This window comes from Streptomyces sp. NPDC040589 (assembly GCF_055594445.1).
In genome coordinates, this window is sequence record NZ_JBVIWP010000003.1 from 729009 (window position 1) to 744632 (window position 15624).

Consider the following 15624-nt stretch of genomic DNA (forward strand, 5'->3'; position numbering starts at 1 on the left):
GTGCAGCAGCTGAACCGCGCCGCGCTCGGCGCACTCCCGCCCGCCTCGCGCCCCCGCGTCGACCCCGCCGGACTGCGCACCCGCGTCGTCCACTTCGGCATCGGCGCCTTCCACCGGGCCCACCAGGCCCTCTACACCGAGAACGCCGTCGCGCACTCCGGCGAGCCCTGGGGCATCGCCGCCGTCGCTCCCCGGTCGGCGGCGACCGTCGACGCCCTGCGCGCCCAGGACTGCCTGTACTCGGTGACCGAGCGCCGCGACGAGGGCGGCGTCCCCCGGGTCGTCGGCTCGCTCACCGGCGCGTACGCGCTCGGGCGGGACGGGGCGGCCGTCGACGCCCTGCTCACCGACCCCGAGGTGACGGTGGTGACGCTGACGATCACCGAGAAGGGCTACCGGGCCGCCGGCCCGGACACGGTCGTCGGGCGCCTCGCCGCCGGGCTGGCCGCGCGGATGCGCTCCGGTGCCGCCCCGATCACCGTCGTGTCCTGCGACAACATGGCGGACAACGGCGCCGTGCTGCGGGCGGCGGTCCTGGACGCCGTGCGTGCCGCGGGCGGGCGCGAGGTGGATCGGACCCTGGAACTGCTCGACCGGCAGGTGGCCTTCCCTGCCACCGTGGTGGACCGGATCGTCCCCGCCACCGCCCCGGGAGACCTCACGGCGACGGCCACCGCGCTGGGTGTCCACGACGCCCTGCCCGTGAGCGGCGAGCCGTACCGGCAGTGGGTCCTGGAGGACCGCTTCACGGCCCCGCGTCCGCCGTGGGAGCTGGACGGCGCCCTCCTCGTGCCCGATGTCGCCCCGTACCAGCTCACCAAACTGCGGCTGCTCAACGGCTCGCACTCGGCCCTCGCCTTCCTCGGGATCGCCGCGGGCCGCACCACCGTCGCCGACGCGATGGCCGACGGCTGGGGCGAGCGGCTCGTCAGGTCCCTGTGCGCCGAGGTCGCGCCCACGCTGCCGGACGGCGGCCCGGACCCCGGCCGGTACGCCGACGACCTGGTCGCCCGCTTCCGCAACCCGGGCATGCGGCACCTGCTGCGGCAGATCGCCTCGGACGGCTCGCTCAAGATCCCCGAGCGCTGGCTGCCGGCCCTGCGCGTCCTGCGCGAGCGCGGCATGGCCACACCGGTGCTCGAACTCGCCTTGGCCGGCTGGGCGCACCTCACCCGGGACCACGACCTCCCGGACCCCGCGCGGGACGCGCTCACCGCTTGCTGGCGCACCGGAGCGGACGACACGGCCGTCGTCCGCGCGCTCCTCACCACCGTCGGCGCGTCCGACCTCGCGGGCGACTCCGGTCTCGTCACCGCCGTCGTACGGCATCTTCCGGCGCTGCGTGCCGGACACGTGGACATCTGAGCCCGTCCACCCAACCAGTCCCCGGAACAACGGAGTTCACGATGAAGGACACCACGACCACGGCCGAGCAGGCCGGCGGCGTGCGACGCACCACCCGTGACCTGACCAAGGCCGCCGTGTCGGGCTGGCTGGGCACGGCCATGGAGTTCATGGACTTCCAGCTGTACTCGCTGGCCGCCGCGATCGTCTTCAACAAGATCTTCTTCCCGGACGTCAGCCCCGCCATCGGCCTCATCGCCGCGATGGCCACCTACGGCGTCGGCTATGTCGCCCGGCTCGCCGGCGCGGTCTACTTCGGGAGAATGGGCGACCGGCTCGGCCGCAAGAAGGTCCTGACGATCACCATCCTGCTGATGGGCGCCTCCACCACCCTCATCGGTGTCCTGCCCACCTACGCGACCATCGGCATCCTGGCGCCCGTCCTGCTCGTCGTCCTGCGGCTCGCCCAGGGCTTCGGCGCGGGCGCGGAGATCGCGGGCGCGACGGTGATGCTCGCCGAGTACGCCCCGGTGAAACGGCGCGGTCTGGTCGCCTCGCTGGTGTCGCTGGGCACCAACTCGGGGACGCTGGCCGCCTCCGGGCTGTGGGCGGTGCTGCTCGCCGTGCTCAGCGAGGACCAGCTGCTGTCCTGGGGCTGGCGGCTGCCCTTCCTGCTGAGCTTCGGGCTGCTGCTGTTCGCGGTGTGGCTGCGGCGCAACCTCAAGGAGAGCCCGGTCTTCGAGGAGCGGCCCGACGTCGTGGACGGCGTCGCGATGAGCCGGCGCGAGGTGGAGACGGCCGTCACGAAGGGCGCGGACGACGACGCCGGGCTGCTGGAGGCGGGCCTGAAGCAACGCAAGGGCAAGGCGTTCTTCCTGGCGCTCGGGCTGCGCTTCGGGCAGGCCGGCAACTCCGGGCTGATCCAGACGTTCCTCGTCGGCTACATCGCCACCGAACTCGCCGCCGAGCGCTCCGTGCCCACCGACGCCATCGTGTACGGGTCGCTGCTGGGCTTCCTCACCGTGCCGGCCATCGGCATGCTCGGCGACCGCTTCGGACGCCGCCGGATGTATCTGGCGCTCACCTCGCTCACGGCGGTGGCGGCCTTCCCGCTGATGATGCTGATCACCTCGGGCAGCACGCCCGCCCTGATGCTCGGCATGGTCCTGGGCCTGAACATCGGCGTCCTCGGACTGTTCGCGCTGGAGAGCGTGACCATGGCCGAACTCTTCGGCTCCCGCACCCGGTTCACCCAGCTCGCGCTGGCCAAGGAGATCGGCGGCGTCCTCGCCACCGCGATCGGGCCGGTCCTCGCGGCGAGCCTCACCGCCGCCACCGGAAGCTGGTGGCCCATCGCGGCGATGCTCGTCGTCTACTCCCTCATCACCCTCGTCAGCGCGCTGCTCTCGCCCGAGACGCGCGGACGCGACCTGGTCCGGCTGGAGGACGCCGTATGAGCCCTGTGACCGCGATGAAAGCCGTCGTCGTGCACGGCGCGGGTGACGTCAGGATCGACGAGCGGCCCCGGCCCGAGCCCGCGCGGGACGAGGTGCTGCTCGCCCTGGAGTGGGGCGGCATCTGCGGCTCCGACGTCGCGTACTGGAAGAAGGGCGCCTCCGGCACCGCCGCCCTCGCCCACCCGCTGGTCCTCGGCCACGAGTTCGCCGGCCGGGTCGCGGCGCTGGGCTCCGGGGTGACAGGCCTGTCGGAGGGACAGCCCGTCACCGTCCACCCCGCCCAGCTCGTCGGCGAGCCCTCCGAGCGGCTCGCCGGGCGCACCAACCTCCACGAGCGGGTCCGCTACTTCGGCTCGGCGGCCCTCACCCCGCACACCGACGGCGGGTTCAGCGAGTTCCGTACGGTCCGCGCCGCCCAGGTCCGGCCGCTGCCCGAGGGCGTGGACACCGAGTCGGGCGCCCTCGCGGAGCCGCTGGCGGTCGCCCTGCACGCCGTGGGCCGGGTACCGGCGCTGCGCGGCCGCACGGTCCTGGTCAACGGCGCGGGCCCGATCGGCTCGCTGGTCGTCGCGGCCGCGAAGCACCACGGCGCGGACACGGTGTGCGCCGCCGACCTGTCCTCCGCGTCGCTCGCCGTGGCCCGTCGTATGGGCGCCGACGCGACGGTCGACGTCTCCCGGGGCGAGGCACTGCCGCACGACGTCGACGTCGTCTTCGAGGCGTCCGGCGCACCGGCCGCGCTGGGGGCGGTCCTCGGGGCCACGGCCCGGGGCGGCACCGTCGTACAGGTCGGCAACCTGCCGGGCACGGCCGCGCCCGCCGTCCTGGGCGACCTGGTCACCCGGGAGATCACCTGGATCGGCTCCTACCGTTTCGTCGACGAGATCGACGACGCCCTGACCGCCCTGCGCGACGGCCTGGACGTCTCACCCGTCATCAGCCACCGCTTCCCCCTGGAACAGGCCGAGCGGGCCCTCACGGTCGCGGCGGACCCGGCGAGCGCGAGCAGCAAGGTGATGCTGCGGCTCGGCGGGGGAGCGCCGGCCGTCCTCTGACAGCACGCCCGTAGTCCCACCGTTCCCGTAGGAGAACTCCGTGCCCCACCCGACCGCCGTATCCCCCGAGCACGTGCCGGCGGACGTCGTGTGTCTCGGCGAGACCATGGCCGTGCTCAGCCCGCCGGACGACCGGCCGCTCGCCGACCAGTCCGCGCTCCGCCTCTCCGTCGGCGGCGCCGAGTCCAACGTGGCCTGCGGACTGGCCGCGCTCGGGCACCGCGCGGCCTGGCTGAGCCGGGTGGGCGACGACGCGTTCGGGCGGCGCATCCGCTCCGAACTCGCGGCCCGGGGAGTCGAGGTGGACGCCGTCGCCGTCGACCCGGCCCATCCGACCGGCGTGTACTTCAAGGACCCGGGCCCGGACGCCACCCGCCCCCTGTACTACCGGAGCGGATCGGCCGCCGCCCACATGGGACCGGAACTGGCCGGCGCGCCCGGGTTGCGGGGGCCGCGGATCGTGCACGTGTCGGGCATCACCGCGGCGCTGTCCGGCAGTTGCGCCCGGCTGCTGGAGGAGATCGTCGTACACCGCACCCCGTGGGACGACGCGGGGCCTCGGCCGCTGGTCTCCTTCGACGTCAACCACCGCCCCGCCCTGTGGAGCGGACGGAACGCCGACGCGGCACCGGCGCTGCGGGACCTGGCCCGTGCAGCGGACCTGGTGTTCGTCGGGCGCGATGAGGCCGAGGCCCTGTGGGGCACGGCCCACCCCGACGACATCGCGGGCCTGCTCGCCCCGGCACCGCTCGTCGTCGTCAAGGACGCGGAGCACGGCGCCACGTCGTACGCGGCGGGCGAGGTCACCTTCGCGCCCGCCCTCGCCGTCGAGGTCGTCGAACCGGTCGGCGCGGGCGACGCCTTCGCCGCCGGGTATCTGTCCGGTGTCCTGGCCGATCTCGACGAGCCGTCCAGGCTGCGCCTCGGCCACCTGACGGCGGCGACAGCACTGCGCAGCCGGGACGACATCCCCGACCTGAGCGAGGCCCTGGCCCGGCGATAGACCCCGGGCACTCAGTCCCGCACGGCCTCCAACCGCACCGCACACGCCTTGAACTCCGGCATCCGGGAGGTCGGGTCGAGCGCGGGGTTGGTGAGGGTGTTGGCGCGGCCCTCGCCCGGCCAGTGGAAGGGCATGAACACGGTGTCGGGCCGGATGGCGTTGGTGATCCTCGCGGGCGCCACGGCCCGGCCCCGCCGGGACACGATGGCGACCGGATCCCCCTCGGCCGCCCCGAGCCGAGCCGCCAGCCGCGGATGCAACTCCACGAACGGCCCGGGCGCCGCGGCGTTCAACTCCGCCACGCGCCGCGTCTGCGCCCCGGACTGATACTGCGCCACGACCCGTCCCGTGGTCAGCAGCACGGGGTACTCGTCGTCCGGTTCCTCGGCGGCCGCCCGATGCGAGACGGCGACGAACCTGGCCCGTCCGTCGGGGGTGGCGAACCGGTCGAGGAAGAGGCGGGGGGTGCCGGGGTGTGCCCCGTCGGCCGTGTCACCCGTGCCGGTCGGGCGGCCCGCCGCGCTCCGTTGCGCGACCGGGCCACCCGCCGGGTTCTGGGGTGCGGCCGGGCCACCCGCCGTCGCTCCGGGCGTGCCGCCCGCGGGGCTACCCTGCGCCTTCGCCGTTGCCGGGGTGCCGGCCGGGTTTCCGGTCGCCGCTGCCGTCGCGGGGGCGTAGGCCGCGCTTCCCCGCCCTGCCGCGGTGGCTGTCGCCCGGCCGTTGGTGGGGTTGGCGGATGGGGTGCCGGGGTGTGCCCCGTCGGCCGTGTCACTCGTGCCGGTCGGGCGGCCCGCCGCGCTCCGTTGCGCGACCGGGCCACCCGCCGGGTTCTGGGGTGCGGCCGGACCACCCGCCGTCGCTCCATCCGCGCTTCCCCGCCCTGCCGCGGTGGCTGTCGCCCGGCCGTTGGTGGGGTTGGCGGATGCCGTCGCCGGGCCGTCGGTCGGGCTGCCCGGTGCCGTCGCCGGGGCGGCGGCCGGACCCCCGGACTCCGTCGCCGGTGCCCCGAGCCCCGCCCCGCCCTCCGGCTCCGCCGCCTCCGCACCCCCCGGACAAGGCCAGAACACCCCGTCCTCCTCCACCAGCCTGCGGTACGTGATCCCCGAGTAGTCCGCCGGGCCGCCCGCGCTCGCACGGCGGAGTTCCTCGAAGACCTCCTCGGGGTCGGTCGGGAAGCCCTTCTCCACGCCCAGGCGGGCGGCGAGTTCGTGGAGGACCTCCAGGTCGCTGCGGATGCCCTCGGGCGGGGTGATCGCCCGGCGGCGGAGCAGGACCCTGCCCTCGAGGTTCGTCGTCGTGCCCGTCTCCTCCGCCCACTGCGTGACCGGCAGGACCACGTCGGCCAGCGCCGCCGTCTCCGACAGCACCACGTCACACACGGCCAGGAAGTCCAGCGACCTGACGCGCTCCTCGATGTGCGCGGCACGCGGCGCCGACACCACCGGGTTGGACGCCATCAGCAGCAGGGACTTGATGTCCGTGCCCAGCGCGTCCAGCAACTCGTACGCACTGCGCCCCGGGCCCGGCAGTGACTCCGGGTCGACTCCCCACACCTCGGCGACATGCCGCCGCGCCGCCGGATCGTCGAGCTTGCGATAGCCCGGCAACTGGTCGGCCTTCTGCCCGTGTTCGCGCCCGCCCTGCCCGTTGCCCTGCCCGGTCAGACAGCCGTACCCGGACAGCGGGCGGCCCGCCCGGCCGGTCGCCAGGCACAGGTTGATCCAAGCGCCCACCGTGTCCGTGCCCTTGGACTGCTGCTCGGGCCCGCGCGCGGTGAGCACCATCGCCGACTCCGGCTCGCAGAACAGCCGTACGGTCTCGCGCAGTTGAGGAACGGACACCCCCGTGATCCGCTCCACGTACTCCGGCCAGTGCGCCATCGCCGCGGCCCGCGCGTCCTCCCAGCCCACCGTGCGCTCCTGGACGTACTCCGCGTCCACCCGCCCCTCGGCGATCACCAGGTGCAGCAGGCCCAGGGCCAGGGCCAGGTCCGTGCCCGGCCGGGGCGCCAGGTGCAGGTCCGCCTGCTCGGCGGTCTTCGTACGGCGCGGGTCGATCACGATCAGCGTGCCGCCGTTCTCCCGCAGTTCGTTGAAGAAGCGGAGCGACGGCGGCATGGTCTCCGCGAGATTCGACCCGACGAGGATCACACAGCCCGTCCTCGGGATGTCCTCCAGCGGGAACGGCAGCCCCCGGTCGAGCCCGAACGCCTTGATGCCGGCGGCGGCCGCCGACGACATGCAGAAACGGCCGTTGTAGTCGATCTGGGACGTGCCGAGCACGACCCGCGCGAACTTGCCGAGCGTGTACGCCTTCTCGTTCGTCAGACCGCCCCCGCCGAAGACCCCGACCGCGTCCGGCCCGTGCGCCGCGCGCGTCCGGCGCAGCCCCGCGGCGATCCGGTCCAGCGCCTCGTCCCAGGAGGCGGGCACCAACTCGCCTCCGGAACGCACCAGCGGCGAGGTCAGGCGGACGTTCGACGCCAGCACCGCGGGTGCCGTGCGGCCCTTGCCGCACAGCGCGCCCCGGTTCACCGGGAAGTCCGCGCGCTCGCTCACCTCGACGGTCCCGTCCGGCGTGGGCGTCAGGTTCATCCCGCACTGCAGGGCGCAGTACGGGCAGTGCGTGGGCGTGGCGGTGTTCTGCATACCGTTCAGCGTGCTTCGGCCGTGTTACGCGCGGCACGGCTCCCTGTTACGCGGCCGGGACGGGGACCTCCCCGCCGCCGCCCGGTCCGCGTGAGGCGCACCGCCCGGTCCGCGTGAGGCGCACAGACCCGCCCGCGTGAGGCACACGCCTGCCCGCCTTCAGGTCGTCGCCGACCGGTACGGACGTTGCCTGTGGGACGAAAAACGCCACATGTGGCTCATTGCGTTCCTTTCTTGTCCGATCCGCCCTCGTTGAGAGTTGAAGCAGCCGCACTACGCTCTCGCTACGCGCAGCGCTCGCACGACTCCGCACGGCGTTCGACACCCGGGCATGCCCGCCGCTCACGGCTGCATCCACCTGCGGCTCCGCCGCCGGTGGCAATCCCACACTCGCAACAGCCAGGAGGCCACCCGATCATGCCTCTGCGCCACTTGAGCCCTCACGACCAGCACCTCTTCCGGCAGTACGGCCGGGGCCCCACCGTCCCCGTCCCCGACCCGCTCCTCCACCACGCCGTCGCCCGGCACGCCGCCGCCACCCCGCACGCCGTGGCCGCCGAACACCAGGGCGCCCGCCTCACCTACGGCGAGCTCGACCGCTATGCCGACGCCCTCGCCGCCCGCCTGATCCGCGAGGGCGTACGCCCCGGCGACCACGTCGGCCTCTTCGTCCGCCGCTCCCTCCCGATGCTCGTCGGCCTGCTCGGCATCCTGAAGGCCGGCGCCGCCTACGTCCCCCAGGACATCGGCCTCGCACCCCCGGCCCAGCTCACCCACGTCATCCGCACCGCCCGCACCCGGGTCGTCCTCACCGTCGCCGAACACGCCCACCGCGTGCCGCTGCCGGCCGGCCATCTGCTGCTCCCGCTCGACGAGCCGCTGCCGTACGCGCCACGGCCGGTCACCGCCGTAGGGCCCGACGACGGCTGCTACGTCCTGTTCACCTCCGGCACCACCGGCCGCCCCAACGGCGTGAAGGTCACCCACCGCAACGTCGCCAACCTCCTGCTCACCGAACCGGGCGGCCTCGGCATCCGCCCCGGTGACCGGGTCGCCCAGCTCCTCAGCATCGCCTTCGACATGGCCGCCTGGGAGATCCTCGGCTGCCTCACCCACGGCGGCACCCTCCTCATCCGCGGCAAGGACATCGCCGCGGCGGCCCGCACGGCGGACGTGATCATCGCGACGCCGACCGTGCTGTCCGGCCTCGACCCCGCCGCCTGCCCCCGCGTGCGCACGGTCGCCGTGGCGGGGGAGCCCTGCCCGCGCCCGCTGGCCGACCGGTGGGCCCGGCACGCCGTCTTCTACAACTCCTGCGGCCCGACCGAGACCACGATCGTCAACACCATGAGCCGCCACGACCCGCACGCCCCGCTGCTCACCATCGGCCGCCCCACCCCCAACAACACCGTCTACGTCCTCGACGCCGACCGCCGCCCCCTGCCCGTCGGCGAGACCGGCGAGATGTGGGCGGGCGGCGACTGTGTCTCCGCCGGCTACCTCGGCAACGACGTGCTCAACGCCGAGCGCTACGCCCCCGACCCGTTCCTCGGCGGCGGCCGCCGGATGTTCCGCACCCGCGACCTCGGCCGCTGGACCCTCGACGGCCGGCTCGAACACCTCGGCCGTACCGACGACCAGGTCAAGGTGCGCGGCTTCCGCGTCGAGCTGGACTCCGTCTCCTCCGTACTGGAGGCGGCCGGCTGCACCCGTGCCGTCACCCTGAGACGCGACGCCCGCACCCTGGTGTCCTTCGTCTGCCCGGCGGACGTCGACCCGGACGCGGCCCGTCGCGCGGTCGCGGACGCCCTGCCGTACTACTGCGTCCCCGAGCAGGTCCTGCCGCTGGCCTGCCTCCCCGAGACCGACCGCGGCAAGGTCGACAAACAGGTGCTGCTGCGCATGATCGAGGAGCGCCTGGCGGTGGCCCGATGACCACGTCCCCGCCCCGCGCACACCAGGACACGGGCGAGCTCCCGCCGCTCCTCCCCGCACCCCGCCGTCTGCTCAAGCACCCCCGCCTGATGCACTACAACCGCCTGGCGGCCCTGGTGCTGCTGGCCAACGCGGCATTCCTGTGGGCCGCCTGGCCCCTGGCCACCCCCACCCTCGGGCACGCCGCCCTCGCCAACCTCGCCCTCGCCGTCGTCGTACGCCAGCAGTACGTCATCAACCTCATCTTCCGGCTGGCGACTTCGGTCCCGACGCACTGGCCGCTGAAGATCCGCTGGACGCTCGGCAAGGTGTACCACTTCGGCGGACTGCACGTGGGCGGGGCGCTGGCGGGCACGGCCTGGTTCCTGGCGCTGACGATCACGACCCCGAACGGCCCTCTCATGGCCGTCGGCTGGGCCCTCCTGGCGCTCCTCGCGCTCATCATCGCGACCGCCCTGCCGCCCTTCCGCTCCCGCCACCACGACCACTTCGAGAAGATCCACCGCTTCGGCGGCTGGAGCGCCCTCGCGCTCTTCTGGACCCACACCCTGCTCTCCGGCCAGGGCCCGGTCCCGCTCGCGGTCCTCGCGGTCGTCACGTTCAGCGTGGCCCTGCCCTGGCTGCGGCTGCGCAAGGTCGACGTCCGCACCGAACGCCCCTCACCGCACGTGGCACTGGCCCGCTTCGACTACGGCGAGACGCCCTTCGCCGGCTCCTCGACGGCGATCAGCCGCAGCCCGCTCAAGGAGTGGCACTCCTTCGCCAACGTCCCCGCCCCCGGCCGCTCCGGCTTCCGGCTCACCATCTCCCGCGCCGGTGACTGGACCGGCTCGTTCATCGACGACCTGCCCGAGCGGGTGTGGGTCAAGGGCATCACCACGGCCGGAGTCGCCAACATCGAGGTCCTGTTCAGGAAGGTGGTGTACGTGGCGACCGGCAGCGGCATCGGCCCCTGCCTGCCCCATCTGCTCGCCGCCGAGGTGCCCTCCCGCCTGGTCTGGGCGACCCGCGACCCCCGGGCCACCTACGGCGACGCCCTCGTCGACGAGATCCTCGCCGTCCAGCCGCACGCCCTGGTCTGGGACACCTCCCGGCACGGCAAGCCCGACATGGTGCGCCTCGCCCATGCCGCGTACCGCGACTTCGGGGCGGAGGCCGTCATCTGCATCTCCAACAAGCGGCTCACCTGGCAGGTGGTGCACGGCCTGGAACGGCGCGGCATTCCGGCGTACGGCGCGATCTGGGACTCGTGATCCCGCTGCGTAACCCTGCTGAAGGAGACGGAAGATGAACAATCTGAAGGTCGAGCGAGACGGCCGTGTGGTGACCGTCCGCCTGCACCGGCCGCACGCCCTCAACGCGCTCAGTTCGGAGCTGCTCGCCGAACTCCTGGACGTCCTCGGCCCGTTGGACCACGACCCGGAGGTGGGCTGCGTCGTCGTCACCGGCTCGGAGAAGGTCTTCGCCGCCGGAGCGGACATCAAGGAGATGGCGGGAAAGTCGGCCGTCGACATGTTGTCCGAGGACTACTTCGCGGCCTGGGAGGACTTCGCGGACCTGCGCACCCCGAAGATCGCCGCCGTCAACGGCTACGCGCTCGGCGGCGGTTGTGAGCTGGCCATGATGTGCGACCTCGTCGTCGCGGGGGAGTCGGCCCTCTTCGGGCAGCCGGAGATCAAGCTGGGCGTGATACCCGGCATCGGCGGAACCCAGCGGCTGACCCGCCTGGCAGGCCGGGCCAAGGCCATGGACCTGGTGCTCACCGGCCGCACGATGGACGCCCGGGAGGCCGAGCGCTGCGGCTTGGTCTCCCGCGTGGTCCCCGACGCCCGGGTCCTCGACGAGGCCCTGCGGGCGGCGGCGGCCGTCGCCTCTCACGGCCGTACGGCGGTCAGGGCGGCCCGCGAGTGCGTCGACCGGGCCCTGGAGACGGGCCTCAGAGACGGCATCCGTTTCGAACGGCGGGTGTTCCACGCCCTGTTCGCGACCGACGACCAGAAGGAGGGGATGGCGGCGTTCCTGGGGAAGCGCACACCGCGCTTCCACGGAAGCTGACCGCTACGGCAGAGGCCGGGGACGGGACACGCGGAGCGCGCCGGCCGCGCCCCCGTCCCCGGCCGCGTTCAGGGGCTGTGCCTGGTCAGGGCACGGCCCCGGTCAGCACTCGTACGCGTAGTACGGCTCGTCGCCCACGTCCAGGCCGATCCTCCCGACCCCGCCGGGGCCGATCTGGATACACGAGGGGTCAAAGCCGTCGACTTCCACGCTGGCGGAGATGGTGTGCCCGCACACGTTGTGGATGTCGGCCCACCACTGGCCGGAGGCGCCGAGCTTCGCGCAGCCCGGCTCCGGGGCCTTGACCGCCGGGGCGGCCACGGGTGCCGCCGAGGCGGTCCCCATGGCGGCCGGCACGGCCAGCAGCGCGCCCGCGGCGGCCATCACCAGCGCGGAGCGAAGTCGATTCATCAGGTGTCCTTTCCCCCAGTTCGCGACGGCGGCCCGATCCGCCGCCGCACGGCGAAGACACTAAGCGTGATCGCGTGAACACGGAGAGCGTCCAAGTCGTATTTCATACCCTGGGGTGAAATGTGCGCGTCAAACCCACTCCGGCAGAACGTCCTGATTCATCCGACAGGCTATTCGGCCGTGGCCAACGCCCGCTCCACGCCCGGCTCTTGAGGCCCGAGGAACCGCGGATCAGGCCGGAACACCGCGTCCATCGCCGCCTTCCCGGCCGCGAAGATCTCCCGGGCACCGCCGTAGTACCAGGTCGCGTCGTGCACCGCGTCCACCCCGACCCCGTACGACTCGACCCCCGCCGCCTGGCACAGCGCCACCGCCCGCCGGATGTGGAAGCCCTGGCTGATCAGCACGGCCTCGTCCACGCCGAAGATCTTCTTCGCGCGCACGCAGGAGTCCCACGTGTCGAATCCCGCGTAGTCGCTGACGATCCGCCCGTCGGGCACCCCGTGCCGCGTCAGATACACGCGCATCGCGTCCGGCTCGTCGTAGTCCTCGCGGCTGTTGTCCCCGGTGACGAGCACCACCTCGACCCGCCCCTTCCGGTACAGCTCCGCCGCCGCGTCCAGCCGGTGCGCGAGGTACGGCGAGGGTTCCCCCTCCCACAGCCCCGCCCCGAACACCACGGCCACATCGGTACGCGGCACGTCCGCCGCCGTCCGCAGCCGGTCACCCGCCACCGCGTACATCCAGGTCGCCGGAAGCAGCGCGAGCACGCACCCGGCCATCACGGCCTGCACCAGCCGCCGCTGCCCCCGGCGGGTACGCGGCAGCCTCGGTCTGCGGAACTTCGGATCACGCATCGGACAGGTCCCTCCCCAGGTCGGTCTGACCCTCGAGGACGTCCGATCAGCCCGTCCGGTTCACCGCACGGCAGGTGACCAGCTTCACGCGCAACCCCGAATCCCCAGGTCAAGGGCGCTCACACCGGCCGTGCCCCCCATGGTGAACCGCCGGAAAACACCCGTGACCCCCACGCAACGGGGAGGCAACGTGGTGCCGCGACCATCGGTACATGCCCAGCCAGCTCAGCCTCGTCCCGCCGACCGCGGCCCGCCGCCCGGTCCCGCCCGCCCTCGTCGTCGTGGCGCACGGCAGCCGCGACCCGCGCGCGCTGAGCACGGTTCGCGCCCTCCTCGACCGGGTCCGCGCGCTGCGCCCCGGTCTGCCGGTGCACCTCGGGCACATCGAACTGAACGCCCCCCTGCTCCCCGACACGCTCGCCGCCCTCGGAGACACGGAAGCGGTCCTCGTCCCGCTCCTCCTCAGCCGCGGCTACCACGTCAAGCAGGACATCCCCGAGATGGCGGCAGCCTCCCCGGCCCGCACGCACCTGGCGGCCCCCCTGGGCCCGCACCCCCTCCTGGTCGACGCCCTCCAGTCCCGCCTGACGGAGGCCGGCTGGGGCCGCACACCCCGCAGCACCAGCGCGGTCGTCCTCGCGGCAGCGGGCTCCCGCGACCCGGACGCGAAGAGGGACACCGCCCGCACGGCCCACCTCCTGGCGTCCCGCCTGGGCGTCCCCGTCCTCCCCGCCTACGCCTCGGCCGCGACCCCCACGGTCCAGTCGGCCGTCCGCACCCTCCTCGCCAGGGGCCGCCGCCACATAGCCCTGTCCTCCTACTTCACCGCCCCCGGCCGCTTCGCCACGGAGTGCACCCAATCGGCCCCCTGGATCGCGGCGTCCCCCCTCGGCACCCACCCCGCGATGGCCCAGCTCCTCCTCCACCGCTACGACGAGGCCCTGGCGACGTCGCCCGCCGTACCGCACCTGGCCTCGGCCTGAGACATCGCCTCGCCTGGCACGGACGGCGTATACCGGCGCGAGTAGACGCATCGCCAAGTAAATGTGCACTCAGTGCTGATGAAACCCATGCTGCCGCCGCCTAGCGTGAATCGCGTACACCATTGAGCGATGTATCGCGAAAGGGAATCGGATTCAGCATGGTGAGTCGCAACCGAACGGTCATGGGCGTCCTCGCATCGAGCGCCCTGCTGATTCTGACGTTCGCCACTCCGGCACAGGCGGACGGCAAGGTAAGGACCCTTGCGTGGGGTGATCTGAAAGCGGGTGCCGGGCGAGCGCTCTTCAAGAGCAAGGGGGACCGTCTCACCGTCATCGACTATGCCGACGACGGCCGTAGCGTCTCGGTGTCCATCGGTGGAAAGGATTTCGCGTACTACGATCCGGATGGACTCTCGGGTCGAGAATTCAACCTCGACTTTCCCGAAGGTAAAAAGCTGGTGCTCGGTATCTGCCTGAAACACGGCGACCATTACGAAGACGGGACCTGCACCCGCACCACGGTCAGGGCGTAGTCCCGACGGCGGAACCCGGCGTCGCGCGGGCGCATACTGTCGTCACATGGACGGCACCGCGCAACACCCCCCGGCCTACGACTCGACGTCAGTCGACCGCTGGGCCCAAGAACCCGACAAACGCCCCGGCCGCACCGCCTTCCAACGCGACCGCGCCCGAGTCCTCCACTCCGCCGCCCTGCGACGCCTCGCCGGCAAGACCCAAGTGGTGACGCCCGGCACCATGGGCCCGGCCTGGGACGCCAGCCCCCGCACCCGCCTCACCCACTCCCTCGAATGCGCCCAGGTCGGCCGGGAGCTCGGAGCGGCCCTCGGCTGTGACCCGGACCTCGTGGAAGCCGCCTGTCTCTCCCACGACCTGGGCCACCCGCCCTTCGGGCACAACGGCGAACAGGCCCTCAACGAGTTCGCGGCGGACTGCGGCGGCTTCGAGGGCAACGCCCAGTCCCTCAGGCTCCTCACCCGCATCGAGCCCAAGCGGTTCACCCCCGAGGGCTCCGTCGGCCTCAACCTCACCCGTGCCGCCCTCGACGCCGCCACCAAATACCCCTGGCCCCGAGGCGCCCACCCCACCGACCCGAACTCCCCGAAGTTCGGTGTCTACGAGGACGACCGCCCCGTCTTCGACTGGCTCCGCAAGGACGCCCCCGGCACCCGCACCTGCTTCGAGGCGCAGGTCATGGACTGGGCCGACGACGTGGCCTACTCGGTGCACGACGTGGAGGACGGCCTGCACGCCGGTCACATCGACCCGAACTGCCTGCACGCCGACGCCGAACGCCAGGACGTCTTCGAGGTCGCCCGCGGCCGCTACGTACCGTCCGACACCGATCCCGCGGAACTCGCCGAGGCCCTGGACGGACTCCTCGCCCAGGAGTGGTGGCCGCACGGCTACGACGGCACCGCCGTGGCCCAGGCCCGGCTGAAGGACGCCACCAGCCAGCTCATCGGCCGCTTCTGCCTGGCCGCCGAGTCCGCGACCCGCGCCGCGTGGGGCACCGGACGGCTCACCCGGTACGCCGCCGAACTGGTCGTGCCCCGCCAGGCCCGGATGGAGTGCGCCGTCCTCAAGGCCGTCGCCGACCTCTACGTCATGCAGCGCGCCGAGCAGGAACGCCTGCGCGCCGACCAGCGCATCGTCGTGGCCGAACTGGCCGAGGCGCTCACCGCCCGCGCCCCCGACGGCCTGGACCCGCAGTTCCGCGCCCTGTTCGACCAGGCGCCGGACGACCGTGCGCGCAAGCGGGTGATCGTCGACCACATCGCCTCCCTCACCGACACGTCGGCCCGTTCGCTTCACGCCCGTCTGACGGGGCAGGCATGAGACTGACGCGACGCTCGGG

The 15624-nt window shown here is 73.2% G+C and carries 13 protein-coding genes; 10 read left to right on the top strand and 3 right to left on the bottom strand.

The genetic code is table 11. From position 1 onward, the window contains the following. From ACZ58V_RS15795 to ACZ58V_RS15810, 4 genes are read left to right on the top strand one after another with little or no spacing between them, the layout of a single operon-like run. Positions 1–1365, top strand: a complete 1365-nt coding sequence (locus ACZ58V_RS15795) for a mannitol dehydrogenase family protein (RefSeq protein WP_471290402.1) — start codon at positions 1–3, stop codon at positions 1363–1365. 41 nt (positions 1366–1406) lie between these two features. Next, positions 1407–2801 (top strand): MFS transporter, encoded by a 1395-nt coding sequence (locus tag ACZ58V_RS15800; protein WP_471290403.1) that lies wholly within the window; start codon positions 1407–1409, stop codon positions 2799–2801. Continuing rightward, positions 2798–3856: an L-idonate 5-dehydrogenase gene (locus tag ACZ58V_RS15805; RefSeq protein ID WP_471290404.1), complete on the top strand. Its 1059-nt coding sequence runs from the start codon at positions 2798–2800 to the stop codon at positions 3854–3856. The genes ACZ58V_RS15800 and ACZ58V_RS15805 overlap by 4 nt, the downstream gene beginning before the upstream one ends. A 40-nt stretch (positions 3857–3896) precedes the next feature. Next, positions 3897–4859 (top strand): sugar kinase, encoded by a 963-nt coding sequence (locus ACZ58V_RS15810; protein WP_471290405.1) that lies wholly within the window; start codon positions 3897–3899, stop codon positions 4857–4859. An 11-nt stretch (positions 4860–4870) separates the two neighbouring features. Here the strand turns inward: ACZ58V_RS15810 and ACZ58V_RS15815 are convergent, their stop codons facing one another. Further along, positions 4871–7507 carry a molybdopterin oxidoreductase family protein gene (locus tag ACZ58V_RS15815; protein WP_471290406.1) on the bottom strand — a complete coding sequence of 879 codons (2637 nt, stop codon included), beginning with the start codon at positions 7505–7507 and terminating at the stop codon, positions 4871–4873. 417 nt (positions 7508–7924) lie between these two features. Here ACZ58V_RS15815 and ACZ58V_RS15820 point away from each other — a divergent pair, with 417 nt between their 5' ends. Genes ACZ58V_RS15820 through ACZ58V_RS15830 form a run of 3 tightly spaced genes read left to right on the top strand, consistent with a single transcriptional unit; the run spans position 7925 to position 11497 of the window. Next, the gene (locus ACZ58V_RS15820; RefSeq protein ID WP_468191474.1) at positions 7925–9442 is read left to right on the top strand and encodes an amino acid adenylation domain-containing protein; all 1518 of its coding nucleotides are present in this window, start codon (positions 7925–7927) and stop codon (positions 9440–9442) included. Next, positions 9439–10695, top strand: coding sequence for a ferredoxin reductase domain-containing protein (locus ACZ58V_RS15825; protein ID WP_471290408.1), 1257 nt, complete (start codon positions 9439–9441; stop codon positions 10693–10695). Before ACZ58V_RS15820 ends, ACZ58V_RS15825 begins: the two co-directional genes overlap by 4 nt. A gap of 34 nt (positions 10696–10729) precedes the next feature. Next, positions 10730–11497, top strand: a complete 768-nt coding sequence (locus ACZ58V_RS15830; protein WP_471290410.1) for an enoyl-CoA hydratase-related protein — start codon at positions 10730–10732, stop codon at positions 11495–11497. A 102-nt stretch (positions 11498–11599) separates the two neighbouring features. Here ACZ58V_RS15830 and ACZ58V_RS15835 read toward each other — a convergent pair whose 3' ends face one another. Together ACZ58V_RS15835 and ACZ58V_RS15840 are read right to left on the bottom strand one after the other, a co-directional pair. Beyond that, positions 11600–11908, bottom strand: a complete 309-nt coding sequence (locus ACZ58V_RS15835) for a hypothetical protein (RefSeq protein ID WP_189725013.1) — start codon at positions 11906–11908, stop codon at positions 11600–11602. 170 nt (positions 11909–12078) lie between these two features. Continuing rightward, on the bottom strand, positions 12079–12765 hold the full coding sequence (locus ACZ58V_RS15840; protein ID WP_468191465.1) for a SanA/YdcF family protein: 687 nt from the start codon (positions 12763–12765) through the stop codon (positions 12079–12081). Between the two features lie 212 nt (positions 12766–12977). On the opposite strand from ACZ58V_RS15840, the gene ACZ58V_RS15845 reads away from it, so the two are divergent. From ACZ58V_RS15845 to ACZ58V_RS15855, 3 genes are all read left to right on the top strand, one after another. Beyond that, positions 12978–13748 (top strand): sirohydrochlorin chelatase, encoded by a 771-nt coding sequence (locus ACZ58V_RS15845; protein WP_471290411.1) that lies wholly within the window; start codon positions 12978–12980, stop codon positions 13746–13748. 158 nt (positions 13749–13906) lie between these two features. Beyond that, positions 13907–14281 (top strand): hypothetical protein, encoded by a 375-nt coding sequence (locus ACZ58V_RS15850; RefSeq protein WP_468191459.1) that lies wholly within the window; start codon positions 13907–13909, stop codon positions 14279–14281. A 46-nt stretch (positions 14282–14327) separates the two neighbouring features. Further along, positions 14328–15605, top strand: coding sequence for a deoxyguanosinetriphosphate triphosphohydrolase (locus ACZ58V_RS15855; RefSeq protein WP_471290413.1), 1278 nt, complete (start codon positions 14328–14330; stop codon positions 15603–15605). Positions 15606–15624 lie beyond the last annotated feature (19 nt).

Coding starts and splice junctions, on each gene's coding strand:
- ACZ58V_RS15800 (WP_471290403.1), top strand. CDS start 1,407: ATGAAGGACACCACGACCACGGCCGAGCAGGCCGGCGGCGTGCGACGC.
- ACZ58V_RS15805 (WP_471290404.1), top strand. CDS start 2,798: ATGAGCCCTGTGACCGCGATGAAAGCCGTCGTCGTGCACGGCGCGGGT.
- ACZ58V_RS15815 (WP_471290406.1), bottom strand. CDS start 7,507: ATGCAGAACACCGCCACGCCCACGCACTGCCCGTACTGCGCCCTGCAG.
- ACZ58V_RS15820 (WP_468191474.1), top strand. CDS start 7,925: ATGCCTCTGCGCCACTTGAGCCCTCACGACCAGCACCTCTTCCGGCAG.
- ACZ58V_RS15825 (WP_471290408.1), top strand. CDS start 9,439: ATGACCACGTCCCCGCCCCGCGCACACCAGGACACGGGCGAGCTCCCG.
- ACZ58V_RS15830 (WP_471290410.1), top strand. CDS start 10,730: ATGAACAATCTGAAGGTCGAGCGAGACGGCCGTGTGGTGACCGTCCGC.
- ACZ58V_RS15835 (WP_189725013.1), bottom strand. CDS start 11,908: ATGAATCGACTTCGCTCCGCGCTGGTGATGGCCGCCGCGGGCGCGCTG.
- ACZ58V_RS15840 (WP_468191465.1), bottom strand. CDS start 12,765: ATGCGTGATCCGAAGTTCCGCAGACCGAGGCTGCCGCGTACCCGCCGG.
- ACZ58V_RS15845 (WP_471290411.1), top strand. CDS start 12,978: ATGCCCAGCCAGCTCAGCCTCGTCCCGCCGACCGCGGCCCGCCGCCCG.
- ACZ58V_RS15850 (WP_468191459.1), top strand. CDS start 13,907: ATGGTGAGTCGCAACCGAACGGTCATGGGCGTCCTCGCATCGAGCGCC.
- ACZ58V_RS15855 (WP_471290413.1), top strand. CDS start 14,328: ATGGACGGCACCGCGCAACACCCCCCGGCCTACGACTCGACGTCAGTC.